This is a genomic window from Kitasatospora sp. NPDC057940, from assembly GCF_042887425.1.
Classification (GTDB): Bacteria; Actinomycetota; Actinomycetes; order Streptomycetales; family Streptomycetaceae; genus Kitasatospora.
Window position 1 is genome coordinate 255,472 of record NZ_JBHVPH010000002.1, and the last position, 24,371, is coordinate 279,842.

Annotated in this window: 25 protein-coding genes; 12 read left to right on the top strand and 13 right to left on the bottom strand. The window is 71.3% G+C overall.

From position 1 onward, the window contains the following. The first annotated feature begins 9 nt into the window (after window positions 1-9). Complete coding sequence (locus tag ACFVTF_RS04695; protein ID WP_387808959.1) at window positions 10-816, top strand: alpha/beta fold hydrolase; 807 nt, start codon at window positions 10-12, stop codon at window positions 814-816. 187 nt (window positions 817-1,003) lie between these two features. On the opposite strand, the gene ACFVTF_RS04700 is transcribed toward ACFVTF_RS04695, so the two are convergent. Further along, the gene (locus ACFVTF_RS04700; protein WP_387808961.1) at window positions 1,004-2,353 is read right to left on the bottom strand and encodes an LGFP repeat-containing protein; all 1,350 of its coding nucleotides are present in this window, start codon (window positions 2,351-2,353) and stop codon (window positions 1,004-1,006) included. A 142-nt stretch (window positions 2,354-2,495) separates the two neighbouring features. Between ACFVTF_RS04700 and ACFVTF_RS04705 the strand changes: the two genes are divergently transcribed. Together ACFVTF_RS04705 and ACFVTF_RS04710 are read left to right on the top strand one after the other, a co-directional pair. Next, a complete protein-coding gene (locus ACFVTF_RS04705; protein WP_387808963.1) occupies window positions 2,496-3,020 on the top strand; it encodes a hypothetical protein in 525 nt (174 codons plus the stop codon). 104 nt (window positions 3,021-3,124) lie between these two features. Continuing rightward, window positions 3,125-3,919, top strand: a complete 795-nt coding sequence (locus ACFVTF_RS04710; RefSeq protein WP_387808966.1) for a TIGR04222 domain-containing membrane protein — start codon at window positions 3,125-3,127, stop codon at window positions 3,917-3,919. Between the two features lie 78 nt (window positions 3,920-3,997). Here the strand turns inward: ACFVTF_RS04710 and ACFVTF_RS04715 are convergent, their stop codons facing one another. After that, window positions 3,998-4,645, bottom strand: coding sequence for an FMN-dependent NADH-azoreductase (locus ACFVTF_RS04715; RefSeq protein WP_387808968.1), 648 nt, complete (start codon window positions 4,643-4,645; stop codon window positions 3,998-4,000). A gap of 102 nt (window positions 4,646-4,747) precedes the next feature. On the opposite strand from ACFVTF_RS04715, the gene ACFVTF_RS04720 reads away from it, so the two are divergent. After that, window positions 4,748-5,155: a winged helix-turn-helix transcriptional regulator gene (locus tag ACFVTF_RS04720; RefSeq protein ID WP_387808971.1), complete on the top strand. Its 408-nt coding sequence runs from the start codon at window positions 4,748-4,750 to the stop codon at window positions 5,153-5,155. Between the two features lie 220 nt (window positions 5,156-5,375). Here ACFVTF_RS04720 and ACFVTF_RS04725 read toward each other — a convergent pair whose 3' ends face one another. Together ACFVTF_RS04725 and ACFVTF_RS04730 are read right to left on the bottom strand one after the other, a co-directional pair. Further along, window positions 5,376-5,927, bottom strand: coding sequence for a hypothetical protein (locus ACFVTF_RS04725; RefSeq protein WP_387808974.1), 552 nt, complete (start codon window positions 5,925-5,927; stop codon window positions 5,376-5,378). Between the two features lie 588 nt (window positions 5,928-6,515). Beyond that, window positions 6,516-7,265: a MerR family transcriptional regulator gene (locus ACFVTF_RS04730; RefSeq protein WP_387808976.1), complete on the bottom strand. Its 750-nt coding sequence runs from the start codon at window positions 7,263-7,265 to the stop codon at window positions 6,516-6,518. A 97-nt stretch (window positions 7,266-7,362) separates the two neighbouring features. Between ACFVTF_RS04730 and ACFVTF_RS04735 the strand changes: the two genes are divergently transcribed. After that, a complete protein-coding gene (locus tag ACFVTF_RS04735; protein WP_387808978.1) occupies window positions 7,363-7,836 on the top strand; it encodes a DUF6194 family protein in 474 nt (157 codons plus the stop codon). A gap of 246 nt (window positions 7,837-8,082) precedes the next feature. Beyond that, window positions 8,083-9,162, top strand: a complete 1,080-nt coding sequence (locus ACFVTF_RS04740) for a protein kinase family protein (protein WP_387808980.1) — start codon at window positions 8,083-8,085, stop codon at window positions 9,160-9,162. Between the two features lie 291 nt (window positions 9,163-9,453). On the opposite strand, the gene ACFVTF_RS04745 is transcribed toward ACFVTF_RS04740, so the two are convergent. Continuing rightward, window positions 9,454-10,458: a TetR/AcrR family transcriptional regulator C-terminal domain-containing protein gene (locus ACFVTF_RS04745; RefSeq protein WP_387808983.1), complete on the bottom strand. Its 1,005-nt coding sequence runs from the start codon at window positions 10,456-10,458 to the stop codon at window positions 9,454-9,456. Window positions 10,459-10,624: 166 nt separating this feature from the next. Between ACFVTF_RS04745 and ACFVTF_RS04750 the strand changes: the two genes are divergently transcribed. Further along, on the top strand, window positions 10,625-11,734 hold the full coding sequence (locus ACFVTF_RS04750) for an FAD-dependent monooxygenase (RefSeq protein ID WP_387808986.1): 1,110 nt from the start codon (window positions 10,625-10,627) through the stop codon (window positions 11,732-11,734). Window positions 11,735-12,240: 506 nt separating this feature from the next. Here ACFVTF_RS04750 and ACFVTF_RS04755 read toward each other — a convergent pair. After that, window positions 12,241-12,714, bottom strand: a complete 474-nt coding sequence (locus ACFVTF_RS04755) for a MarR family winged helix-turn-helix transcriptional regulator (protein WP_387808989.1) — start codon at window positions 12,712-12,714, stop codon at window positions 12,241-12,243. Between the two features lie 42 nt (window positions 12,715-12,756). Between ACFVTF_RS04755 and ACFVTF_RS04760 the strand changes: the two genes are divergently transcribed. Together ACFVTF_RS04760 and ACFVTF_RS04765 are read left to right on the top strand one after the other, a co-directional pair. Then, complete coding sequence (locus ACFVTF_RS04760) at window positions 12,757-13,659, top strand: alpha/beta hydrolase (protein ID WP_387808991.1); 903 nt, start codon at window positions 12,757-12,759, stop codon at window positions 13,657-13,659. 139 nt (window positions 13,660-13,798) lie between these two features. Further along, a complete protein-coding gene (locus ACFVTF_RS04765) occupies window positions 13,799-14,347 on the top strand; it encodes a SixA phosphatase family protein (protein ID WP_387808994.1) in 549 nt (182 codons plus the stop codon). Between the two features lie 60 nt (window positions 14,348-14,407). On the opposite strand, the gene ACFVTF_RS04770 is transcribed toward ACFVTF_RS04765, so the two are convergent. Then, a complete protein-coding gene (locus ACFVTF_RS04770; RefSeq protein ID WP_387809587.1) occupies window positions 14,408-15,103 on the bottom strand; it encodes an alpha/beta hydrolase in 696 nt (231 codons plus the stop codon). 356 nt (window positions 15,104-15,459) lie between these two features. Then, the gene (locus ACFVTF_RS04775) at window positions 15,460-15,603 is read right to left on the bottom strand and encodes a hypothetical protein (protein ID WP_387808997.1); all 144 of its coding nucleotides are present in this window, start codon (window positions 15,601-15,603) and stop codon (window positions 15,460-15,462) included. Between the two features lie 372 nt (window positions 15,604-15,975). Here ACFVTF_RS04775 and ACFVTF_RS04780 point away from each other — a divergent pair, with 372 nt between their 5' ends. Beyond that, window positions 15,976-16,437, top strand: coding sequence for a hypothetical protein (locus ACFVTF_RS04780; protein WP_387809000.1), 462 nt, complete (start codon window positions 15,976-15,978; stop codon window positions 16,435-16,437). A 303-nt stretch (window positions 16,438-16,740) separates the two neighbouring features. Here ACFVTF_RS04780 and ACFVTF_RS04785 read toward each other — a convergent pair whose 3' ends face one another. From ACFVTF_RS04785 to ACFVTF_RS04805, 5 genes are all read right to left on the bottom strand, one after another. Beyond that, a complete protein-coding gene (locus ACFVTF_RS04785; RefSeq protein WP_387809003.1) occupies window positions 16,741-17,454 on the bottom strand; it encodes an SDR family NAD(P)-dependent oxidoreductase in 714 nt (237 codons plus the stop codon). A gap of 326 nt (window positions 17,455-17,780) precedes the next feature. Beyond that, complete coding sequence (locus ACFVTF_RS04790; RefSeq protein WP_387809006.1) at window positions 17,781-18,146, bottom strand: hypothetical protein; 366 nt, start codon at window positions 18,144-18,146, stop codon at window positions 17,781-17,783. 494 nt (window positions 18,147-18,640) lie between these two features. Continuing rightward, complete coding sequence (locus tag ACFVTF_RS04795) at window positions 18,641-20,056, bottom strand: DJ-1/PfpI family protein (RefSeq protein WP_387809009.1); 1,416 nt, start codon at window positions 20,054-20,056, stop codon at window positions 18,641-18,643. Between the two features lie 158 nt (window positions 20,057-20,214). Further along, a complete protein-coding gene (locus tag ACFVTF_RS04800; protein ID WP_387809012.1) occupies window positions 20,215-21,195 on the bottom strand; it encodes a GlxA family transcriptional regulator in 981 nt (326 codons plus the stop codon). Window positions 21,196-21,291: 96 nt separating this feature from the next. Further along, window positions 21,292-22,167, bottom strand: coding sequence for an amidohydrolase family protein (locus ACFVTF_RS04805; RefSeq protein WP_387809014.1), 876 nt, complete (start codon window positions 22,165-22,167; stop codon window positions 21,292-21,294). A 230-nt stretch (window positions 22,168-22,397) separates the two neighbouring features. Here ACFVTF_RS04805 and ACFVTF_RS04810 point away from each other — a divergent pair, with 230 nt between their 5' ends. Together ACFVTF_RS04810 and ACFVTF_RS04815 are read left to right on the top strand one after the other, a co-directional pair. Next, window positions 22,398-23,651 (top strand): MFS transporter, encoded by a 1,254-nt coding sequence (locus ACFVTF_RS04810; RefSeq protein ID WP_387809017.1) that lies wholly within the window; start codon window positions 22,398-22,400, stop codon window positions 23,649-23,651. A gap of 177 nt (window positions 23,652-23,828) precedes the next feature. Further along, on the top strand, window positions 23,829-24,332 hold the full coding sequence (locus ACFVTF_RS04815; protein ID WP_387809020.1) for a MarR family winged helix-turn-helix transcriptional regulator: 504 nt from the start codon (window positions 23,829-23,831) through the stop codon (window positions 24,330-24,332). The last annotated feature ends 39 nt before the right edge of the window (window positions 24,333-24,371 follow it).

Below are 24,371 nucleotides of genomic sequence, written 5' to 3' on the forward strand. Positions count from 1 at the left end.
CCTTCCGTCATGACCGACTCCGCCATCCGGCACCTCGAATTCGGCGACGGCACACCGCTCGTCATGATCCACGGCTACACCGTCGACCACCGGGTCCTGCTCCCCGTCGAACCCGCCTTCGCCGACCGCCCCGGGTGGCGGCGGCTCTACCTCGACCTCCCCGGCCACGGCACCAGCCCCCGGCTGCCGGGGACGACGTCGGCGGCCGCCCTGGCCGACTCCGTCTTCGACTGGATCCACGCCGAACTGGGCGAGCAGCCCTTCGCCGTGCTCGGGCAGTCGTTCGGCGGGCAGCTGGCCCGGGCGGTGACGGCGAGGTTCGGGGCGCAGGTCCTGGGATCGGCGCTGCTCGTACCGGTCGTGCACTGGGGCCCCGACCGGACCCTGCCCGGCGCGACCGTGGCCGAGCGTGACGACGAACTCCTCGACCGGCTCCCGCCCGCCGACCGCGAACTCTTCGGCCTCGTCATGGCCCGTCACACCGCGCGCAACTGGAAGCTCTTCGAACAGTACGTCCGGCCGGGATGGCGCGCGCACGACCAGGCGGCCGCCGCCGAACTCGAAGCCGACTTCCTGCTGCCGCACTGGCCCGAACACCGCGTGCCGGCCCACCAGGGCCGGCACCTGCTGGTCACCACCCGGCAGGACGCCCTGGTGGGCTGGCGCGACCAACTCGCCCTGCTCGACCACTACCCCCGGATGGCGGCGACGGTGCTCGACGGCGTCGGCCACAACCCGCAGGTCGAGTGCGCCGAGACCGTCCAGGGCCTCATCGGCGCCTGGCTCGACGACCTGCCCCGCCCCGCCCGCCAGTGAACGGGGCGGTCGTCAGCGCCTTCCACGACCGATCCACGGCCGGGGACCGTCGCGTCCGGGCGCAGGCCGCGACCAGTCCCTCGCCCGGCCACCTCCGCAGCGCCGGATTCGGCGCCTACTCCGCCAGCGTGTACGTCGTGCCGGTGGACCGGGCGGGAGGCCGGACGGACCGGCCCTCCCGCGTCGATCAGTTGCAGGTCATGTTGACGGGTGCGTGGTCCGGGTCGTTCCGGTAGCACAGGTGCTGCGGGGCCTTCAGGTCCGTGATGGACCCCTGCCACACGGCGCCCTGCCACAGGGCCTGCGGGGAACCGGAGTTCTCCAGCAGACGTGGGTAGCGCAGGACCTCCCAGGACGGGTACCTGTCCTTGTTCGTGTCGACGTCGAAGCCGGTGAAGTTCTTGTTCTTGTCGTCGTAGCGGTGCGGGTAGATGTGGAACGTCGCGTTGATCCGGCCGAGGTCCGCGTACTGCGAGCCCGGAACGTCCACGAACGAGTTCACCGCCGACACGTCCACCCGGATGCCACCGTCACCGTAGGGCTCCGCCCAGTACTCGTTCTGCGGGGTCCGGTCGTCCTGGACCACCTTGGCGTGCTCGGTGCGCACCAGCGGCTTGGCATTGCGGCATGTCAGATCCCCGACGCAGGACTGGTCGACGTAGATCCCGACCTGGCCCGTGGCGGTGTCCCAGGCGATGGCCACCTTGGAGCTGGCTTCGGGTTCGGTGCTCCACAGGCGGTGGTTGCCCAGGGCGTGGTTGATCGGGTTGCCGTCGTCGCCGATGTAGCCGCGCACCACGACGACGCCCCGGTCGGGGCCCTTGGGCAGCAGCGTGGCACTCTCCTTCAGGTCGCCCGGGGCCGGGCTGCCCTGGAAGAACTGGGCGTTCGCGCGGGGGATCAGCGGGTTCGCGGTCTCGTTCGGCGACCACCGGATGGGGCCGTGCTCGAACATCTGGGTGACGCCCTCCTGCTGGAGTTCGTCGGTGACGGGGTAGCCGTACACCCCGCCTTCCCAGCCCGTCTGTCCCCAGCGCTGGCCGATGAGGCCCCAGACGGGGTGGACGCCGTTGGAGCGTGTGGGATGCCAGTAGAGCGAGCCGCCCTGGAACACCTGACGCTTCCCGGCGCCGTCGGGGAGGGAGAGTTCGTCGCTGGTGGGGTAGCCGAGGGAGCCCTTCTCCCAGCCCAGGGCGGCCCACTTGTCGCGGACGAGGCCCCAGATGGCGTGGGCGTCGGTGGAGGGGCTCCAGTAGATCGACCCGCCGTCGAAGACACTGAACCGGCCCACCCCGTCGGGAGCGGTCTGCTCGTTGTCCTTGGGGCAGCCGAGCGTGGTCCGGTACTCCCGGTACTTCTCCAGGATGCGGCCCTGGACCGTCTTGCCGCAGATCTGTTCCGGGTCCTGCCCGGCGGCGGAGGCCGTCGTCGGGCAGAGTGTGGAGCCGGCGAGAAGGGCGGTGAGCAGGAGTGAGATCTTCGCTCCCCGTCGGCGGGTTCGTCCGCGGGGCGTTGAGTGTTCGCTGATGATGTCCACCGAATGATTCTCGCGTACATGCCAACAAGAGGAACAGTATCCGAAGCGTCAAGAATGGGCAGGCCTGCGACAGAAGCGCACAGGTAGGCGGGGGAGGCGACTGCAGGATCTGGCTGACGGCCATGACCAACGAGAAGGACCTGTGGCTGCTGGCGAGCAAGGGGTTCGTCATGGAGAAGGGCTGAGATGCCGTGGTGACTTCGAGTACGACGGCGTGGAGCGAGGGGGAGCTGTGGCTGGTCGATGGAAGTACCTGAAGTCCAGGGAGGGCGCTGTCCTGCTGGCGGGTGTCCTGCTGATCGCCGGTCTGACGGGCTATCTGAAGGCTCGGTCGGGAGGGCCGGATCCGAGGGACTACGTGGGGCGTTGGGCGTCGCGGGACGAGGTGATCGAACTGCGGGAGGGCGGACGGCTCGGTGAGGTGCGGCTCGACGGGTACTTCTGCGCGAAGGATCCCGTCGGGCAGGGGGTGTCATTGGGGGAGTACCAGGGGAGTTGGCGGGCGGGGAGTGTGGACGACGCGGGGTCGGGGGTCTTCGTGGTGCTGCGGGACTACTACTCCGGGGGTGACTGCGAGATCTATCTGCAGGAGGAGAGGAAGGGTGCAGTGGCCGGCCTGGGCGGTCAGCCGCGGGGGAGCGCGCAGCGGGTCTTCTCCAGGGCGTAGGGGGCTCGGAGAGTTGCAGGTGATCGCCAACTCTTGGCCAAATAAGGGTTGTTGAGAGTGGCGCTCCGCCCCACACTGGCGTGACCGGTGGCGAAGGGGGCGCGATGGGGCCGTTCGTGGGGTTCTTCCTCGTGTCGGGCGTCGCCCTTCTCGTGGCCGGGCTCGGCTACCGTGCGGCGCTGCGGGAACTGCACCGTGCGGAGCGGGCGGCGGGCGGAGCGGAGGGCGTTGAGCGGCTGTACGAACTGGCCTGCCTCGCCCGGCACGTGGGCGAGACCGCGCTCGTGCTGATGCACGAACGCGGCGACCTCGTCGCCTCCCGCTCGGGTGAGGTGACCGCCACGCGCCGGGCCCGGAAGAACGACTTCGAGGCCGCCGTGGTGGCCTCCGTCGGGCAGAGCCGCACCCGTGACCTGCTGAGCGTGGTCGCGGAGGTGGACGCAGGCCCGGCGGTCGCGGCCCTGCGGCAGCGGCTCGCCGACCGAGGCCTGGTGCAGGACGAGGGACTGTACCGGCGCGCCGTGAAGGCTCGAACCCGGCTGCGGGTGGTGCTGGGGCTGGCGATGACGGCCGGCGTGGCCGCCGGGTGCTGGTTGGTCGCGGACGGTGGGAACGGGCTGTTGGCGGCGTTGGCCTTCGAGGTTCTGTGCTGCGCCGTTCTGCTGCTCGTCCGCCGGAACAGGCTCGTCCGCCGCCACACCACGGTGCTCGGTGACCGGGTGCTGGCGCAGGCCGGTGCCCAGGCCCGCTGGCGGCACAGAGGGGGAAGCGTCGCGCTCGGCGGGCTGGACGTCCTCCCGCCGAAGCACGACCTCCGGCTGGCGCTCGCCGGGTCGCAGGCACACGCGCGGGCCGTGGGGGGGGGGGGGGGCGCCCCCGCCCCGCCCCCGCGACGATGACATCAGTGGCGGTGGCGCGGGCCGGGTTCGGTCCGCGCCGTGCCGGTGTGCGGCCCGCAGGTGCCGGTCAGGTGCCGGTCAGGCGGAGAGGTCGGCGGCGAGGGCCTTGGCCTTGGCGGTGGCCTGCTCGTGGGCCTGGGCGCGGGAGGCGTCCGACAGGTCGACCAGGTCGGCCATCGCGGGGACGGTGCGGGCCAGGGTCAGTTCGGGCGTGATGACGTCGACCTTGAGGCCGAGCAGGCCGGTCAGCGCCTTCTCCAGGTACTTGGCCGCGAACTCGAAGTCCTCGCGCGGCGTGCCGGGCGCGTAGGAGCCGCCGCGGCTGGCGACGACGGTGACGGGCTTGCCCGCCACGGAGGAGTTCTCACCGCCGGTGCGGCCCATGATGATCACGTGGTCCAGCCATGCCTTGAGGCTGGAGGGGATCGTGAAGTTGTACATGGGGGCGCCGATGAGCACCGCGTCCGCGTTCTCCAGCTCCGCGGCCAGCTCGGTGCGCAGGGCGAAAGCGGCCTTCTGCTCGTCCGTGTGGTCGGCCGGGTCGGCGAAGGCGGCCGTGATGCCGGCAGCGGTGAGGTGCGGCAGCGGCTCGGCCGCGAGGTCGCGGTAGACGACCGTGCCCTCGGGGTGCTGCTCCTCCCATGCCTTGCGGAAGGTGGCCGTGACCTCGCGGGAGGCGGAGCCGTGGGGCAGGGCGGAGGAGTCGAGGTGCAGCAGGGTGGCCATGGAGGGCTCCGGAGCTAGAGGGGGGAAGTTTCTTGCGTAGCTAGTAATAACATAGCTACTTACTTTTCTAAAGTCACATACGGTGCGGGCTACCCTGGTGGCATGGCGAATCACGGCGAGCAGGCATGCAGGAAGGCCGACGGGGGCATCACGCGTGTCTTCCAGCTCTTCGGCAAGCGGTGGACGGGCCTGATCGTCGCCACCCTGATGCCGGGGCCCGTGTACTTCGCCGATCTTCGGCGGGCCATCCCGGGCATCAGCGAACGCATGCTCTCGGAGCGGCTCACCGAACTCGGCGAGGCCGGCCTGATCCTGCGGGAGGTGGACGCCGGCCCTCCGCTGCGGGTCTCCTACCGGCTGACCGAAGCGGGCAACGCGTTGGAGCCCGCGTTGGCCGAGCTGGGGCGGTGGGCGGCCACGTACCTGAGCGACGGTGCGCCCTGCTCCGGTGGGCCGGACCGGCTCCCGCTCGACGCGGCCGACGCGGCCGGCGGCGCGTCGGCGGGGTGACCGCAGGGCCGGTCGAGCGGCTGGCGGCGGAGCGGCGCCACGGCGTACCGCGCTGAGGACTGCGAGTCCCGGGGCGGCGTGCACGCCGGGCGGCTCCACCGGCGCTTTCCGTCCGGCTTGTGCGAGGCCGGAAGGCTGAGCCCACCTGGGCCGGGGTGGTGCCCGACCCGCGTTTCACGGCGCGGGTGTGGTGGGTGCGCGTGCGGGGTGGCGCCTGCGGTCACGCCCGACCGGTCTGCGGGGCGGTGTAGAGGATGCCGCGCGGCTGCACGGTCAGGTGCTGGAGCGTGGCGCCCAGGTCGTGTGCGGCGGCGATCCGGAAGCGGACGCTCGTGTCGCCGTCGGCGAGGACGCGGCCGGTGAGCGGGATGCGGGTGTAGAGGGTGCCGGTCTGCGAGCCCAGGTCCACGGGCTCCCACTGCCGGGTCGCGGTGTCGAACCGTTCCAGGCGGACGTCGCCGGTCTGGAGGTAGGGGCTGTGCTCGGGGGAGACGACGAGGATCTGCAGGGCCTGCGGGAGTCGGGTGCCGTCGGTATAGCGGACGGTGAACTCCTGCGGGCGCTGGTCCGCGTCGACGCGGTGCGCGGGCAGCGACACGATGCTCAGATCGCCGCCCTGTATCGCCGCGTCGGACGACGAGGAGTGCACGGCGGCCGGTGCCGGCCCGGAGGTCGCGGCCAGGGCCTGGCCGCCGGTGCCGAGGGCGGCGGCGCCGGCGAGGAAGAGGGAGGCCGTCGCGATGGTGGCCCGTCGGATGCTGGTGCGGTTCATGGTTTTCCTTCGTCCTGGTCCCTGGGATTCCTGGTTCGGACCGGTGAGGGTGGGGAGCCTTCCGCTGGCCGGAGGGCTCATCGTTGAATCTTCAACCAACATAGGAGGGCCTGCTTGAAGAGTCAAGCAATCATTTGAAAATTCAATCTCTTGCATGGTTATTGGTGCGAACGATCATGGTTCGATCGGTGCGAGGGCGCTCACACGGCTCTCGTACTCGCGGCGGGCCTTGCGCTGGGCCGGAACCGCTGGGAGGCCCTGGCTGCCGTCGAGCGGCCGGCAGCGAGCGAGGAGCTGGAGGTGTTCGGTGGGGGCGGCGCTGACGCGCAGGGTGTAGCCCCTGCCCGCGCCGGACGGTCGCGCCCTGGTCGAGCACAGCGCGTTCGGCGGGCTCCAGCTCGGCGGCGCGGAGGAAGCCGGCGACCTTGTCCGGCATATCGAGGGTGACCTGTACCTCCACGGTCACATGATCATCCGAGGGGTAGTGCGTTGATCACTTGAGCTCGCCATCGTTTGCCGGCAGGGCTGGAGGCTGCGGGCGGGGTGTCGGAGGATGCTGACCGCCGGGTGTGAGGCGGCCGTCCTGGTTCACGTCGCGCCCCCGGTCCGAGCGGGATCCTCGCGGCCGTCCTCGGATCGGTCCGTTCGCTCCCGCAGGGAGAGCACGGCGCGGAGTGCCGAGGCGCTGTCGAGGAGGGCTGCGGATCGCGCGGTGATACTGGCGTCCCTGGCGGCCAGCGCCGACTCGACATCCCGCGATCGGCGGGCGTTGCGGAGTTGCGGCACGAGGGCCCGGAGCGGCGTGATGCGGTATCCGGCCTTGCGCAGCTGGTGCACGATCCGTGCGTCGCGCACCTGGGCCGGTGTGTAGCGTCGGGTTCCGCGCACGGGATCGCGGTCGGGGACGACGAGGCCCTCCGCATGCCAGTGCCGCAACGTCGAGGGGCGTACATCGAGGGCGGTGGCGAGCTCGGAGATGCTCATCGCGTCCGAGGCGCGTACGTCGTCGATCGGCTCGCGGTAGATCGCGCGGGCGGCGTCCTTGGCCTGCCCCAGTTCGGCGCGCTCCTTGTGGAGTCGGGCGTGCGCCGCGTCGAGCAGGGCCAGGGCCTGTGAGGCTGGGCACTGGTGGAAGGCCCGGACGATGCTCTTGGCCTCGATCGGCCCCGCCGCCGCGGCGAGGGCCCGGTAGGCCAGGGCGCACTGCAGATGGACCTCGCCGTAGGTCCGGTATCCCGTGGCCGTGCGCGCCGCGGGTGGGAGCACCCCGTCGCGTTCGAGGTTGCGGATCTGCTGGACGGAATACCCGACGCTGCGCGCGACATCAGCAGTGCGCATACCTGCTGATTTGAGACTTGTCATGTGGAAAACCGTATGCCAGAGATGGTCTGGGTCCGGAAGTCTCCACAAGCACTTCAATGAAACGCTGGAGCACATGACGAGTGAAGAGATCATCAGCTTCGTGGACGCCCTTGACGGCGTCCTGACCCTCAAGCCCGCACCCGGCGACGGCGCGCCGGAGCTCAGCTGGGGCGACACCTTCTTCTACTACGCCCCCGACGGCGTCACGACGACGACGTCCCAGCCCTTCGCGACCGTCGTGACCAAGAACTACCCCGGTGACGAGTCGTCCCGCCTGGACCGGCCGGACGCCTTCCGCGTGAACATCGCCGCCGGCAAGGACGCGTTCATCCGGTGGACCGGGCACGCGCCGCGCGAACCGGCCTCCGCCGAGGTCGACCCCAGCGCCGCCGACACCGTGATCGCGCACCCCGTGTACGGCAGCCTGGGCTGGCTGGCCGTGGTGAACCCGGGCAAGCGCACGCAGGCCGCAACACGCGAACTGCTGCGAGCCGCCCACCACCTTGCACGCTCACGCCACGAGCGACGCACTGAACCGACAGCATGACGGAGGAGCTACGGTCTGCGGCGGGAGCGGACCGAAAGCCCCTGGCACTCACTCCAGTTGCGGTGCTTGAGCGGGGAGAGGCGACCCCAGGACGTCTCGTGGCAGCCGGTGTGCCAGGGCTCGATGCGGCGTCGGAATTCTCCCTCCGGACGGCTTTGAGGGCATGCAGGGGCCGTCTCGGCCGATAGGGTCGATCACGTTCGTGAGATCACCGACGCCCTGGCTCGGGGTACTGAGGAGCAGTCGATGCGCCACCCGGACCCGTACCATGCCGCGCGCCTCGCCACTTACGGGACCGTCGCCACACGCCTGTCCCTTCTGAGCGACCACCGGCTCGGCGAGGTCGTGGCCGCCGTCGCGCCGCTCGGGTCCGGCATCGGCGGCAGGTCGGCGGAGCTGGACATCGATGGGACGCGGGTCTTCGTCAAGCGGGTGCCCTTGACGGACATCGAGTTGCGGCCGGAGAACGTGCGGTCGACGGCGAATCTCTTCGGACTGCCGACGTTCTACCAGTACGGAGTGGGGTCGGCCGGGTTCGGAGCCTGGCGCGAGCTGGCCGTGCACACCATGACCACCAATTGGGTCCTCGGAAACGAGTACGAGGGCTTTCCGCTGATGTACCACTGGCGGGTCCTGCCCGACTCCCCTCCCGAGGGGTTCGCCGACGAGTTCGGGGGCATCGACGGAGCGGTCGCGCACTGGGAGGACTCACCGGCCGTGCGCGAGCGGCTGGAGGCCATCGGCCGGTCCTCCTCCAGCCTGGTTCTCTTCCTGGAACACGTGCCACAGACGCTCGCCACGTGGCTGGCCGACCAGCGGGAAGCCGGCCCGCAGAGCGGGGACGGCTCGCCCTACCCATGGTTGGAAGAAGCCCTGATGCGCGGAACCGCCTTCATGAGCTCTCACGGGCTCGTCCACTTCGACGCCCACTTCCGCAACATCCTGACCGATGGACGACTGCTCTACTTCGCGGACTTCGGACTCGCCCTGAGCTCCAGCTTCCAACTCACAGCAACTGAGGTCGAGTTCCTCTCCCGGCATCTCGCCTACGACCGCTGCTACACCCCGAGCCACCTGCTCCGCCACCACTTGCCCGACGGTATACGCGTCGACACGGACCACGAGGCGTTCCTCCACGAATGGATCGCGGGCCGAAAGCCCGATGGCGTCACGCCAGAGGTCGCCGCGATCATCGAACGACACGCTCGGACTGCCGTCGTCCTGGACGCGTTTCACAGCCGTCTTCTCACGGAGAGCAAGCGGACGCCGTTTCCGGCCTCCGAGATCGAGCGGGCCCTGAGCACTGCGGTTCCGGCGCCCCGCTGAGGCCGGACCCCCTATGAGATCGGGCATCAGGCGGTCTCGGGACCTGCAGTCGGCCGGGCGCCGAGACCGCATCGCAGTTCAAGGTTCTCGCTCTGTGCGGTTCCGAGGGCTTGCCCCAGGGCGCACCGGCGGGCCGGACGCCGGGGGAGGCGTTCCACGGGACCTGCGACGCCACCAGCAACATGGCCGAGCCGGTCAAGGCCGGCAAGGGACAGGACCGGACGTTCGGCGGGTGCCCTGATGGAGCGAAGGGGCGAGTGGGTCCGGTCCTGGATGAACTCGCTCGTGTTCCTACGTGGCGGCTTCCCGGCCTTCGACGAGGGAAGTCAGGCCGTCGAGGAGCGTCTTGAGGCCGAATTCGAAGAGCGCGTCGAGACGCAGGTCGTAGCCGTCCTCGAAGGCTCCGACCACCTTGGTGAAGGCCGGGAAGCGACCGGATTCCACCAGTTCCTGGAGGGCGGGGGTGCGGCTGTCCATCCACTGGTCTTCCGACTGACCCGTGGTGGCTTCAGCGTGTGCCTCCATCTCCAGGTGCACCGCGAGGCCCTGGACGTGGCTGTAGAGCAGGACGTGGATGTCGAACAGCGCCGTGGGGTCGAGTCCGTGGCCGTCGAGGGCGCTCAGCACCCACTCGCCGTGGACCATCAGATTGGGCACGATCAGAGGGCGTGTGAGGGAGCCGAGTTGGGCCAGCCACGGGTGCCGCCGGTACAGGCTCCACAGGGTCCGGGCGCCCAGCTCGATGCGGGTACGCCAATCCTCGGGGGCTTCCGCGGGGTAGGACTTCTCGCCGAACGCGGCGTCGGCCATGCGCAGGACGAGGTCTTCCTTGCTCGGGACGTACCGGTAGGTCGACATCGCCGCGACGCCGAGGCGGGCCGCGACGCCGCGCATGGAGAGCGCCGAGAGCCCTTCGGTGTCGGCGATCTCGATGGCGGTACGGACGATCCGGTCGAGGCTGAGCTCCTGCTCCTGCTCCTGCGCCTGCGCCTGCGCGGCGTCCGGGGCGGGTGACGGGCGCCTGCGGGCCGGCGCGGCGGGCGCGGCGGGGGCGGCGGGGGTGGTTCCGGCGACGACCGTGCCGATCCGGGGCCGGGCCTCGACAAGTCCCTCCAGGCGCAGGGTGGTCAGGGCCTTGGTGGCGGTGGCGAGCGCGACGCCCCATTCCGCCGCGATCTGCCGGGTCGAGGGAACCCGGTCCCCGGGGGCGAGTTCACCGTGCGCGATGCGTCGCCGGATCGCGGCGACGATACGCAGATAGGGCGGATCACCAGCCGTCCCTGTGGTCTTCGTCACGACCGGCCGCCTTCCTGTTGTGTACTAGTACAGAAGGTAGCAGCGGCAACGCCGAATGGACGGGATTCTGATCTAGTACACGGCCACAGACGGCTAGTTGAAGGGTCTGCGCGTACGACGTACGTTCAGGGCGCGTACACCGTACAGAGCACTGGAGGAGCTCCTCATGCAGACCGTACTCATCTCCGGCGGCGGAATCGCCGGGCCCGTCCTCGCCTACTGGCTGCGCCGCCACGGATTCGCGCCCACCGTCGTCGAACGCGCTCCAGGCCGGCGCCCCGGCGGCCAGGCCGTGGACATCCGCGGTGTCGCACTGGAAGTCGTGGAGCGGATGGGCCTGCTGGAGCAGGCAAGTAGCGCACGGACCCGGATGCGCGGCATGTCGGTCCTCGACCCCGACGGCCGCGAGGTCGGCCGCTCCACCGAGGCGACCTTCAGCAGCGGACGGCTCGACAGCGAAGACATCGAGGTGCTGCGCGAGGACCTGGTCAGGATGGTGCACGAGCACACACATGCGGGCGTCGAGTACCTCTTCGGCGACAGCATCACCGCGCTCGACGAGGACGAGACCGGCGTGCGCGTCGACTTCGCGCACGGACCGTCCCGCAGCTTCGACCTCGTGGTCGGGGCTGACGGCCTGCACTCCACCGTACGGCGCCTGGCCTTCGGCCCGGAGGAGCGCTTCGCCCACCATCTGGGCAGCTGCCTCTCGGTGTTCGGTGCGGACAACTTCCTGGGCCTGGACGACTGGCAGGTGTGGCTGCGGGACGGCGACGCGGGCTTCGGCATCATGCCCGTACGCGACAACACCGAACTCAGGATCGCCTTCGGCTTCGAGTCCGCCCCCCTCGACCAGGACCTCCGCGGCGGCGACGCCCTCCGGCAGCTCGTCGTGGACAGGCTCGCGTCGATGCGATGGGAAGGGGCCCGCTTGGCCGAGGCCGCGCGGAAGGCCCCCGACTTCTACTGCGACGCCATGGCCCAGATCCGCATGGACCAGTGGTCACGGGGCCGGGTGACCCTGCTCGGGGACGCCGGCTACTGCCCTTCCCCCCTCTCGGGGCAGGGCACCAGCCTGGCCCTCGTGGGCGCCCACGTGCTGGCCGACTGCCTTGCCCGGGCCGACGGTGACCACCGCGCCGCGTACGCCCGCTACGAGCGGCGGATGCGCCCGTTCGTCACCCTCAACCAGGCCCTGGCCACCGAGAACCCCGGCGGACCCGCCTCGGAGGAATCCGTCGCGCACGCCAAGAACGCACTCTCACTGGACGGCTGAGCCCTGCCCCGAGCGGACACCGCAGCCGGCAGGGGGGCTTGAAGCGGCGGCGAGGCCTGCCCGGGGCAGGCGTCGGCCCCCTCTACCAGGAGGGGGCCTCTACTGCTCCTGCGACTTACACTCTCGTTCTTGACGCCTGCAATGCTTTCGTTGGTGCCGTCCGTGCTCACTGGCCGGACGGAGCGTCGCGTACGACGCGGCTAGATGCTGTTCCGAGAGCGACCCCCCGCTGGGGGCCTCCGTCCGTGCGCAGTCGGACCGGACGGTTTGTTTCGTTTCACCCGGGTGCGCTCGGGACGGGGCCGCTCCTCCGGATAGGCGGTGACGCTCCCGAGCTCCCTGCTTTCCGTGGGGCTCTCGCCCTACACGACTTCCAGGGGACACCTCCAGCCTGCGCCTTGCCGGCCTCGGAGGCAACCCCGGCAGGGCCTTCACCGAAGGTGACGGCGGAGGGGCGCGGTGTCGCCGGGCCGCGCGTAGGCGGGCAGTCGACCGGGCGCGTGCTTTCAGCCGGTGGGGGTGCCGACCTGGTCGCGTTCGAGCGCGGAGCGCAGCCGGCGGAGGGCCAGGGCGGCGGCTGCCGTCGTGGACTGGTCGAGGGTGCCTTCGACCAGCTCGCTCAGGCCTGCGGTGAAGGTCGCCTCGGCGGCGTCGAGGAGTTGTGAACCGTCGTCGGTCAGGGCCAGCAGCGAGGAGCGGCGGTCCGCCGGGTTGGCCTGGCGGGCGACCCAGCCCTGCTTCTCCAGGCGGTCGACGCCCTTGCTGGTCGCACCGGCTCCGATGGCGAACTCCGCGGCGAGGTCGGCCACCCGGGCGCCCGGGTGCTCGCGCAGGAACCGCAGGAACTCGAACTGCGAGGTCACGATCCCGTGCCGCTCGCGCAGGCGGTCGTTCAGCGCGTTGTACAGGCGCGTCTCGCAGCGGACGAGATCCGCGAAGAATCCCTGGAGGTCGGCGAGGCGGTCCGATGTATATTCCACGGCATATAGTGTAGAGGAAGCTATTCCACGGGAGGAACGCAGATGAGCAAGGAACAGCTCGCCACGATCGACGCGATGCTCCGCCGGCCCCGGCCGGAGGGCAAGCGCTCCGTCGAGGAGCTGCGCGCCGGGTTCAGGGCGCTGATGGACACGATGATCGTGCCGGACGACGTCCGCACCACTCGGGCCGCGCTCGGCGGCCGGCCCGCCCTGCACGTCACACCTGAGAACGGCGCGCGCCCGGGCACGCTCCTGTACTTCCACGGTGGCGGCTTCGTCTTCGGCTCTCCCGAGACCGCGCTGTCGCTGACCGCGCAGCTCGTCTCGAAGACCGGGCTCGACGCGTACTCGGTGGACTACCGGCTGGCCCCCGAGCACCCGTTCCCGGCCGGCCTGGAAGACAACCTGAGCGCCTACCGCGCCCTCCTCGACAGCGGCCTGGACGCGTCCGCCATCGCGTTCGCCGGGGACTCCGCCGGCGGCGGTTACGCGGTCACCACCGCCCTCGCCGCCCGCGACGCGGGCCTGCCGCTGCCCGCCGCGATCGTGGCCTTCTCCCCGGGCCTGGACGCCACCCGCACCGGGGAGAGCATGACGACCAAGGAAGACATCGACCCGATCTTCACCCGCGAGGACGTGGTGCACACCGGTGCCATGTACCTCGCCGGCCAGGACCCCGAGCAGCCCCTCCTCAGCCCGGCCCTCTTCGCGGACCTGACCGGCTTCCCCCCGCTCCTCCTCCAGGTGGGCGCCAACGAGATCCTCCTCGACGACTCCACCCGCCTCGCCGCCCGCGCACGCGACGCCGGAGTCGACGTCATCCTCGACATCACCGCCGACGCCCCCCACGTCTTCCAGGCCTTCGCCGGCGGCGCCCTCGACGAAGCCGACCAGGCACTCGACCGCGCCGCCCTCTTCCTCACCCAGCGCATTCCGGCCCCCTGACGTCCCGACCGCACAGGTGTGACGGAGCATCACCCGGAGACCGCGGCTGTGCGGACCTGCGGCCGGATAGTGTTCGGATGCAAAGGATCAAGCGATTCCGCCGGGCCGCGCCACGGCTCGTGGACATGGGGAGGTCAACGTGATCGTGGGTACCGGCCGCAGGCTCGTCCTGATCCGTCATGCGCAGGCCGAACGGGAGACGGCGGTCGACGAGGAACGGCGCCTCGACGAGCGGGGGCAGGAGGAGGCCTCCCGGGCCGGACGATGGCTCGCGGGTTCCGGCATCACGCCCGATCTCGCGCGGGTGTCCGGCGCCCGCCGGACCAGGGAGACCTGGGAGCGCGTGGGTGCCGCGTTGCCGCGGCTCCCCGAGACGGTCCACGAGCAGGGGCTCTACGACCTCAGTGTGGAGATCCATCGGGGGGAGGCGGGGATCGGCGAGCTGGTCGCGATGGTGCGGGGGAGTTCGGACGACGTGGGCGACCTGGTCGTCGTCGGACACAATCCGAGCCTGCCCGAGCTGGTCCGGCTCCTCGTCGGAACGGCCGACGGCGACCTCTCGCGGCAGGTGGAGGAGTCCGGGTTCCCGACCGCCTCCGTGGCCGTCCTCGAGTTCGAGGGTTCCTGGCAGGGGATCGGGCCCGGAGCCGCGAGGATCACCGCGTTCTGGACGCCGTCGCAGGGTTGAGACGGTGCGCCTCGGGGCGTCGGTGCGTCCGGCGTCCCGTGAGGTGTTCAGCCGCCGCCGTCACAGGCTCAGCAGCAGGTCCCGGACCGCCGCCGGCTGGGACAGGAACGGGTGGTGGCCGGCGTCGAGCTCGACGACGCTGCCGGCCCGGCGGGCGAACTCACGCTGCAACTGCGGCGGGGTGCCCCGGTCCTGAGCACAGACGAGGTAGGTCGAGGGCACCTGCCGCCATGCGGCCGCCCGGACCGGCTGCCCGGTCACCCGCACGCTCTGCCGGGCGAGGTGGCCCGCCGCCTGCGCGTGGACCTCGGGGTCGCAGTCCTGGAGGAACGTGTCCACGAGCAGCTCGGGGCGGACCCCGAACGTGCCGGCGTCGGGGTCGACGTCGAGGAACGGGGCGGGGCGGCCGTCCCCGAAGTCCGACAGGCTCTGCCCGACCTCGGGCAGGTAGCTGGAGACCAGCAGCAGGTGGCGCATCGACCCGACTCCGGCGGCGGCCTCCGCGGTGACGACACCGCCGTAACTGTGGGCGACCACGACGGTCGGCTCGTCGCCGGCCTGCAGCACCCGCCGCACCGCGGCGACGTCTTCGGGCAGCCCCGGACCGTCGACGCCGCCGGGCGGGCCCGCCTCGCCGCAGCTCGGCAGCGCCGGGGCGACGCTCGGAACCCCTCGCTCCTGAAGCAGGTCGGCGGCGCGGTGCCACCACCACGAACCGTCCCGCACGCACGCCCCGTGCACGAACACGACCCTCATCGCCACCTCCGCGTCGACCTCGACCATGCCGTCGGTGGTCGCTGTGATTCGTGGCCGCGTGCGGGCTGCGCGAGATCCCGGACGCTGGATCCCGTCAGGCCCGCCCCGACGCGCTGATCCTGGCCCTCTGGGGCGCCCGCCACAGCGACCTCGACGCCCTGCTGCACCTCACCGTCCACGATGACACGGCCGCCTCCGGGCTGTTCTCGGAAGCGGTGCGGAGGGCGAGCCTGCGGCCTGCGGAAGTCGCAGCGGAAAGGGCCCTTCCGGTGGCGACCGACGGGGCCCTTCTCGTAGCTGGGCAACGCTCCGTTCCAGTACGGGCGAAGATCAGCCCGGACCGAAGTGCGGACGTGTCACTCGGTGTCGGTGGCTACCGGAACCTCGTCCTCCCGAATGATGATGTGATCCTCACCCTCGATCTTGATCTCAGTGCCTGCGTACTTGCCAGACGGAGTCTTGCCCTCGGCGGACGCCGTCGCCTTGCTGTCCTCGGTCATGTCTCCTCCTTCCGGCCGACTCGGTGTCGACCCGTGCTGATCCTGTCATGACCAACCGTCACCGGGCTATCACTCTCGACAGATCGGAGGATCCATTTCGGCTGCCAACTTGGCGCGACCATCGGCTACCTGACGTGGCATGAGAAAGTCGAGAAGTCCAAGGTGTGATCGGCCTGACAGGCGCCTGGGGGCGGCCGGTCGACCGGCAGGACGGCGCCCCTGAGGATCCGCCGTGTTCTCTGAGAATGGGTGAGACGGTGGCCGAGCCGGGGTGGGCGTCCGAGGCCCTGAGGGTGTTCAACTTGACACGCCTCGCAGAAGTCCGACCGTTCCCAGCGGAGTTGACCGGCGTCTCGGTGGAGTCGGGTCGAAATGCGCATGCGCTTCCGCAGGGCGTCTGCCATCCTCGGGCGCATGCCAGCCCGTAACCGGCGTCTGCCGCGCGACCTGTCGTGGCCGCTCACCCCGACGGACATCCGCACCGTCCTCGGCGCGCAGGAGGCGGATGCCGTCGACCTGGATTTCGGCGACCGGCTCTGGGGGGACGGGACCGCGTTGCACGCCGAGTGGGTGCCACCCATCTCCGCCAACTACGGCGGCGGCATCCATCCCGGATGGTGGTGCACCGTGCGGGTTCGTGTTGCTCCGCTCCCGGCCGCCGAACGGGCGGCGGCTCGACACGTCCTGCGGAAGATCGCCCTTCCCGAACTCGCGGCCTGGATCAGTGCCGCTCGAAACGCGCCGGAAGGCTGGACCCTGTCCCGGCACAGTCGTTCCTGGCGGCCTGAAGGCAGCACCACCGCTTACCGCGACGACCTGCGGCCGTACCTGTGAACCCTCGATCGGCGGCCACGAACCGCCGTGCGGTCAAGCCTCGGTGAGGTCGGTCAAGGTCGGTTGAGGCGGGTCACCGCCGCGTGGCCCACATCCGTCCCCGGACTTGGCCTGTCCCACCGGAGGGATGCGGGATCGGCCAACCGGTCGCCCACGGTGGACGGTTCGACGTGTGGCGGATCGGATGGCACATCGGACATGACCGGTACTCCATGCGCCCGTCGGCGCCGGTGAAGGTCTTCCCGTCACCGACGCCGCCGCCGACGCTCCTGCCGGCGGCGCCGGTCCGGCCGAGCGCGTTGTTCAGCGCCCGGCCAGCGCGCCGCCGTTGACGTGCAGGGTCTGGCCGGTGATGTGCCCTGCGGCCGGTGAGGCGAGGAACAGCACGGTGCCCGCGATGTCCGCCGGGGTGCCGGCCCGGCCGTTGGCCGTCTGGGCGAGCAGGTCGGCACGGCGCTCGGGGGTCATCCCGCCCTGGAAGAAGTCGGTGGACTCGATGTAGCCCGGGGCGATGACGTTGGCCGTGATCCGGTCCTTGCCGAGGTCCTGGGCGATCGTGAGGTTCCAGGCCTCGACGGCGGCCTTGGCGGAGCCGTAGGAGCCGGACCCGCCGCGGTGGGCCGCGATGGAGCTGACGCTGACCACGGTGCCGCCGGCCGTCAGGCGCGGTCGCAGAGCGGTGGTGACCAGGACCGCGGACAGTACGTTCGCGTCGAGATTCGCGCGCCAGGCCGCTGCCACGCCGACCAGGCCGGACGGTGACTCGGCGTCGATGTCGGTGTTGCTCCCGGCATTGTTGACCAGCACGTCCACGTGCGCGGGCAGGACGTCGAGTGCCGCCAGGACCTGCGCGGGGTCGCTCGCGTCGAAGGCGACGGCGCGCACGTTCCCACCCAACTGTGCGGCGGTCTCCTCCAGCAAGTCCTTGCGACGCCCGGTGATCACCACCTGGTCGCCCTGGGTGGCGAAGGCCTCGGCGACCGCACGGCCGATCCCGGTGCCGCCACCGGTAACCACGATCTGAACCGGTTACTGACTTCGGCTCGTCAGGGTGAACCGTCCCGATCTGCCTGACGGGCTCGTCGCGGCGGCTGTATCCGATAACCTGTGAGATCTGCGAATGGGGGCAGGCCGACCTCCACTGGACGGCTGCGCCGGGAGGCGCTGCGAATGCGGGCGGACGAGCTGTTCGAGCAGGAGGTCAAGTCGGCGGGGGCGGCTCCGAACGCCTGATGTCGCGGCGGTGAAGCAGCCGGGAGCGGGCAGCGCGTCAGGTCGCGGGGCTGCCTGGCGCTGCCCGTGGTAGCGCCAGGCTCGTCCTCAGGTCATCACCAGATCCCGCTCTAGCCGTTGAGGATCTCCACGCTGTACACGGTCTCAGGGTTGTTGAAGTTGATCGAGCTAGTCCGCGTACCCGTCGGCCCGATGCTGATGGGGCCGACGGTGGTTACGAAGGTCCCGTGGTTCCAGTCGGCCGAGATCCTGTAGACGCCGGTCAGGTTGAGATTAGGTATTTTGCCGGGGGTGCCCGCGTAGCAGAAGTTGCCGGAAAAGGTCCACACCTCCAGGCCGTGGCTCGCGGGGCCGTTACCGTTCTGGGTGGGGCACGCGGTGCCGCCGATGGCGCTGGCTGGCGTGGCGATCGCCACGCCGCTGACCAGGATGCCGCCAGCGAGGGCTATGGCCGAGAGTTTCCTGCGAACTGTCAAGATCATCTCCTGTGTCTTGCGGTGGCCGCGATCCCATGCCGGTGATCGCGGTGGGCCGAGTCGTGCCATCCCTGCCCCGGCCCGTCCCTGCCCCCATTCCTGGGCAGATTTGGCGCCGAACATGTCAATGTTAGCCATCGGCCCCAGGCCTGGCCAGGCCTCCCATCGACTCCACCCCCGCGCTGCAACTGGCGCCACTGGTAGGCGACTTCAGACTCGCCCGCAGACGCCGGGCCACCCCCGCTGGCTTGACGTCCTGCTCGAACGGCTCGGTCGCCCACATCCGCACCGTCTCCCGGCACAGCCGTACGGTGGCGGTGAGCCCGTCCCCAACCGCATATCTCACAGGTCATCGGATTCAGCCGCCGCGACGAGCCCGCCGGGCAGATCGGGACGGTTCACCCTGACGAGCCGAAGTCAGTATCGAGCTCCGGCCCACTTCGTATCGTCGCGTCCCGTGCGTCGGCGGCAGTGTGTTCGCGGCATCAGGGGAGCTACGCCGTGGGGCGCCGCCGTCGAACCGTGTGTCTAACCGTGTGTCGGATCGCCGTCGGTGCCAGCCCCACCCCCACGCTCAGGACGACCGCCGCTGCGGCCAGCAGGGTGGACCGCCAGGGCCAGGACGCGCCGGTCAGCTCAAGGTGGGCCGAGGGGTACTCGGAGAACTTCGCGGTGGCCAGCGCCGTGCGACGGTCGCTGCTCTCGGCGAGGTCCCGTAGCACCGGATCGAAGCCGAACTCCCCGGACCGCCTTCCTCCGCCGGGCAGTTCGGGGGCGAGCCCGTTGCGGCGGGCCCAGCCGTCCAGTGCACCGCCGAGGTCGGAGGTGTTCGTGACGCCGGGCACCACGAAGCGATCCGCCCCGTGGGCGCCCCCCTTCGCCGGCCGGGTGACGAGGACCAGGCCGTGGCGGGTGGTGACGGTGTCACCGGCGCCGATCACCAGCGTCCGGGTGGCGAAGGAGACTCCGCCGTACCCCTCGAAGGCGGCGGCCGCGTCGATCTCCTCGACTCCGTCGACCAGTCCGATGGCCGTGGTGGGGCGCAGCCACGGGAATGCGGCGTTGAAGGCGTACGGGAGGTCGCCGAGGGCGAGACGGTTGGCCGGTATCGCGGTCGGTCCGTCCGGAGTCCAGCCGGGGTAGGACAGGCCGGTGCCGATACGGGTCGCCTCCGCTGGGCCGGCCAGTTCCTCGACCAACCGCAGCGCGCCCATGGTGCCGGAGGTGACGCCCGCGGTGGTGGTCACCCGCCCGTCCTCGACGTAGCGCAGCCCTCGCTTCCACACGACCTTCGGGTAACTGCGTTCCAGGGAAGTGATGTTGGACCAGAACGACGTGGCGTCGCGGCCGTCGAGCAGGCCGGAGGCGGCCAGCAGTTCGGAGCCCGCGCACACCCCGAGGATCCGGGCGCCCTTGTGGTGGCGTTCGACGATCCACCGGCGCAGGCGCTCCTCGCCCGCGCCGGTGGGGTCGGTCACGGCGGGCACGACCACCACATCGGGTTCCGGCAGGGAACCGTCCGCCACCTCGGCCAGCGTGTGGTCGGGCAGCAGGTGGGCGCCGCCGGACAGCGGCGAGACGCGGCGTTCGGCCGCCACCGTGTAGACGAACATGTCGGGCGACTCGGCGAACACCTGGTAGGGCGCGAGTACATCGGTGGCCACGGAGCCCTCGTTGCCGACCGCGACCGCCACCGTGATCCTGCCCTCCGGTACCGGCCGGGCGGCAGGCCACACCCCGGCATCGGATCCGGGAGGGGCGGCGGCGAAGCTGTCGGCCATCGACGCGCTCACCCCCGCGAAGGCGATCCCCGCGAAGGACGCGGTCGCCAGAGCTGTGCCCAGCAGTACCCAGCCGGTGCGGCGCAGCGCCCGGTGTCCCTTGCGCGCCTCGGAATTCGTCTTGAGCAAGACATACCTCAACAATCCGGGCACGTTTTTGGCAGCACGATGCCGTCGGCCCTCGTGGAAGTGGGAAAAGGGAAACAGGAAACAGGAAACGGGAGAGAGGAAGGGAAGGAAGCGGGGGCGGCCGGGAAGGAGGCCCCTTCGCCGAGGAGGCCAGTCCGTCAGGCAGTCGGCCGCGTTGGTGCGCGCAGCAGCGAGGGCGGCGCTCCGAAGGCTTCAGCGACCACCCGGCGCAGCTGCCGGGCGTCGCGGAATCCGCACCGGAGCGCGACCGCCTCCACCGTCAGGTCGGTACCGGACAGCAGGGCGCGGGCCCGCTCCAGCCGCAGTTGCCGCTGGTAGGCGAACGGGGTGATGCCGGCAGCCGTGGTGAAGGCCCGCGTCAGACCGCGCGGGGACAGCCCGGCGATGTCTGCGAGTTCACGCAGGGTGAAGGCGACGTCCAGATGCTGCGCCAGATGGTCCTGCACCCGGTGCACCGCGGGCTGGACGTGGTCGCGGTGCCGCAGGAACGGACTGATCTGTGCCGCGTCCCCGTCCCGCCGCAGGTACAGCACCAGTTCACGCGCGACTCCCGCGGCCAGTTCGGGGCCGCGCTCCCGCTCGACCAGGGACAACGCGAGATCGATCCCCGACGAGATGCCCGCGCTGGTGCTGATCCGCCCGTCGTGCACGTAGAGCGCGGCCTCACGCACCCGGGCCCGCGGGTACCGGTCGCGCATCGCCGAGGTGAGCGACCAGTGGGTCGTGCACGCCCTGCCGTCCAGCAGCCCCGCCTCCCCCAGGACGACTGCACCGCTGCACACGGACGCCACCCGGGCACCCGCGTCGTGGGCCTCGCGCACCCAGCGCACCGCGGCGGGTGTCACCGGCCGGTCCGATCCGGTCAGCCGGGGGCCCGGCACGAGCACCAGGTCGCCGGCTGCCGCCCGGCTCGTCGACAGCGGTGCCAGCCCCGCCAGCCGCAGGCCTTGCGCGGACCGCAGACCGTCCGTCTCGGCGACGAACTCCAGCCGGTAGCCGCCGCCGAGATGCGCCGCGGCGTCGAACACCTGCACGGGACCGCCGAGGTCCAGCAGATTCACCTCGGGCAGCACCAGGACCAGCACCCGCCCGGTACGCCTGTTCGTCTCCTCGCTCACCCCGCCACGGTAGGCCGCCACGAACCGTCCGCACGAGGTCTCCCGGGGACGGGCGGCGGACAGATCTGGCACTGCCGTCCGAGCTGCGGACCGCGCCTACGCCGACAGCTGCGGTCCGGGTGCTGCTCGCCGCCCGGGGGACCAGTTCAGCAGCCGGGCCGGGTTCACGGTGAGGGCGGCGCGCAGGACCGACGGGTCGACGTGCTCGGCCGGCCAGGCGAGGCACTCGGCGAACGTCCTGCCGCGTTCGTGGCGCGTCCAGGGCCAGTCGCTGCCCCACAGCAGGCGCTGGTGGCCCGCTTCCTCCAGTACGCGCCGCAGCATGAGGCCGGGCACGCCGGGGGCGCAGCGGTAGGGCGCGGAGGCCTTGATCCACACGTGGTCGCGCGTGACCAGGTCCAGTACCGCGCGGTCGGCGCCCTCGGACGCGCCCGGCAGACCGAGGTGGTCGATCACCACGGGAGACGGCCAGGCATGCAGGGCGGGGGCGATCGCCGCCCACTGTCCGCCCGCCGCGTGCACCTCCAGGTGCTGCCCGCGCTCGGCCAGCCGTGCGGCCACCTGCCGCCAGTGCGGACCGGCCAGGTCGGGTACCCGGCGGCCGATCAGGTTGAGGCGGATGCCCGCGACGCCGTCGAGGGCGAGTGGGGCGAGCGCGTCCGGCCGGCAGGGCCGGTCGTGGTCCAGGTCGTGGTCCAGCACGATGACGGCGCGGAACCTGGCGGGGTGCCGGGCCAGGCAGTCGAGCAGGAAGTCGTTGCGCGGTCCCAGGAAGCTCGGCTGGACGAGGACGGCGCCGCCGATGCCGTGCCGGTCGAGCAGCGCCAGGTACGTTGCCGGGAGGGCGTCGTAGTCCGGCACGTAGCGGGGGCGGTCGGCCCTGGGCAGGCCGCGGTGGAACACGTGGGCGTGGGTGTCCACCGGTTCCACCGACGCGGTCAGCTCGGCGGACGCGGCCGATTCGCAGATCACCCGCCGATGGTAGGCCCGGGGGGTCCAGGACCGGGGGCCTCTGGACCTTCACCTGACTGACTGTCATATTGGCCTGCATGTTCGACGACATACTGACGTGCCCATGCTCGGTGCGGTCGGTGTCGCGGAGGCGTTCCCGCTGCGCCGTGCCGGCCGTTGGTTCCTTCCGACACCGCACCGGCTGCTACCGCACCGACTGCTACCGCATCGACCTCAGGTAAGGAGCGCGCATGCGCCAGTGGTACCGCTCGGCAACGCCCGCGGGTCGACGGGCGTTCTGGGCCACCTTCGGCGGCTGGGCGCTGGAAGGGGCCGACGCGCAGATCTACGGCCTGGTGCTGCCGACCCTCACCGCGTTGTGGCATCTCACCAGTGGCCAGGGCGGGTTGGCCTCCTCGGTCACCCTGGTCTGCACCGCGCTCGGCGGCTGGCTGGCCGGGGTCGCCTCCGACCGGTGGGACCGAGTGGCCGTCCTGCGCTTCGCCATCGCCTGGTACGCGGTGGCGACCGCGCTCGTCGGCTTCGCCAACGGCTTCGAGTCCCTGCTGGCCTTCCGCTGCCTGCAGGGCATCGGCTTCGGCGGCGAGTGGGCCGCGGGCGCGGTGCTGATCAGCGAGTACGTGACCACGCGCTACCGGGGCAGGGCCCTTGGGGCGGTGCAGAGCGGGTGGGCCGTCGGCTGGGCCTTCACCCTCGCCGCCTACTCGGTGCTGGTCGCCGTCCTGCCGCAGGCCTGGGCGTGGCGGGCGATGTTCTGGCTCGGGGTGCTGCCCGCCCTGCTGGTGCTCGCCCTCCGCCGTGGGATCGCCGACCCCACGGCCGACCAGCGGCGGCGGGAGAAGGCGTCGCCGATGGAGATCTTCCGCCCCGGGCTGCTGAGGGTCACCGTGTTCGGCGCGCTGCTCGGGCTCGGCAGCCACGGCGGCTACTACGCCCTCACCACCTTCCTGCCCACCTACCTCCACACCACCCGGCACCTGTCGGTGATGGGCAGCAGCGGGCACCTCGCGGTCTTCATCGCCGGCTCGTTCCTCGGCTACCTCGCCTCCGGGTGGCTCTCCGACCGGATCGGCCGCCGCCGCAACGTCGTCCTCTTCGCCCTGTGCTGCCTCGTGACCCTGGTTCCCTACCTGCTGCTGCCACTCGGCGATCTCGGCACCCTCCTCGCGGGCGCGCCGCTCGGGTTCTTCTCGGCCGGCATCCCCGGCGGACTGGGAGCCCTGTTCGCGGAGTTGTACCCCACCCGCGTCCGGGGCACCGGGCAGGGCTTCTGCTACAACCTGGGCCGCATCGTCAGCGCCGTGTTCCCCGCCCTCGTCGGCTACCTCTCCGGACGCCTCGGCCTCGCGGCGAGCATCGCCCTCTTCGCGGGGCTCGCCTACGTCCTGGCCGCCATCGCGGCCACCTGCCTCCCCGAGACCCGGAACCACGAACTGCTCGGCGACCCGGCCCCCGTGGCTTGCCCGGAGCGCACCGCGATCTGACAACGCCCGTTCGGCCTGGGCGCGTTGCTCCTTCCCGGACACCAGGAAGCCGGTACCGGCTTCGCGTTCGAAGGCGACTCGCGGCCGGCCGCGTGGGCCCGCTGCGAGGGCGGCACCCATATGTGTCGCGTACTAAAATGTTTGTGGCACGTACTAATGTCGACTACGCTGGTCGGCATGGCAGCAGCCACCCCTTCGCGGCCCAGGGCCGCCCGGCGCGCGTCCGACCTCGGCATCACGGACGGACTCGTCCAGCTGTCGTTCCTCGTGCAGGGCGTCCTCGACCACGCCGCCGACGCCCACGGCCTGCCGGTCCTGCAAGCCCGCCTGGTGGGCGTCCTGCGCGACCGGGAGCCGAGCATGGCCCAGCTGGCGAACCTGCTGGACCTGGACAAGTCCAGCACGACGGGCCTGGCCACCCGGGCCGAGCGCCGCGGCCTCGTGGAGCGCGTGCCGGTCCCCGAGGACCGGCGTGCGGTGCGCGTCCGCCTGACCGGGCACGGCCGGCGGCTCGCCGAGGCGTTCGCCGCCGAGGTCGGGCAGCGACTGGAGCAGGCCGTCAGCGGCCTCACCGAGACCAACCGCAAGCGCCTGTCCCAGCTGGCCAGCCAGGTCGTCCAGCACGACGCCGCCGCCCACGGCACCGACCTGACCCCCGGCGCCCCTGGCTCCCGGGCCTGAGCCCGCCACCCGGCAACGGCCAGCGGCCGGCGGTCGGCA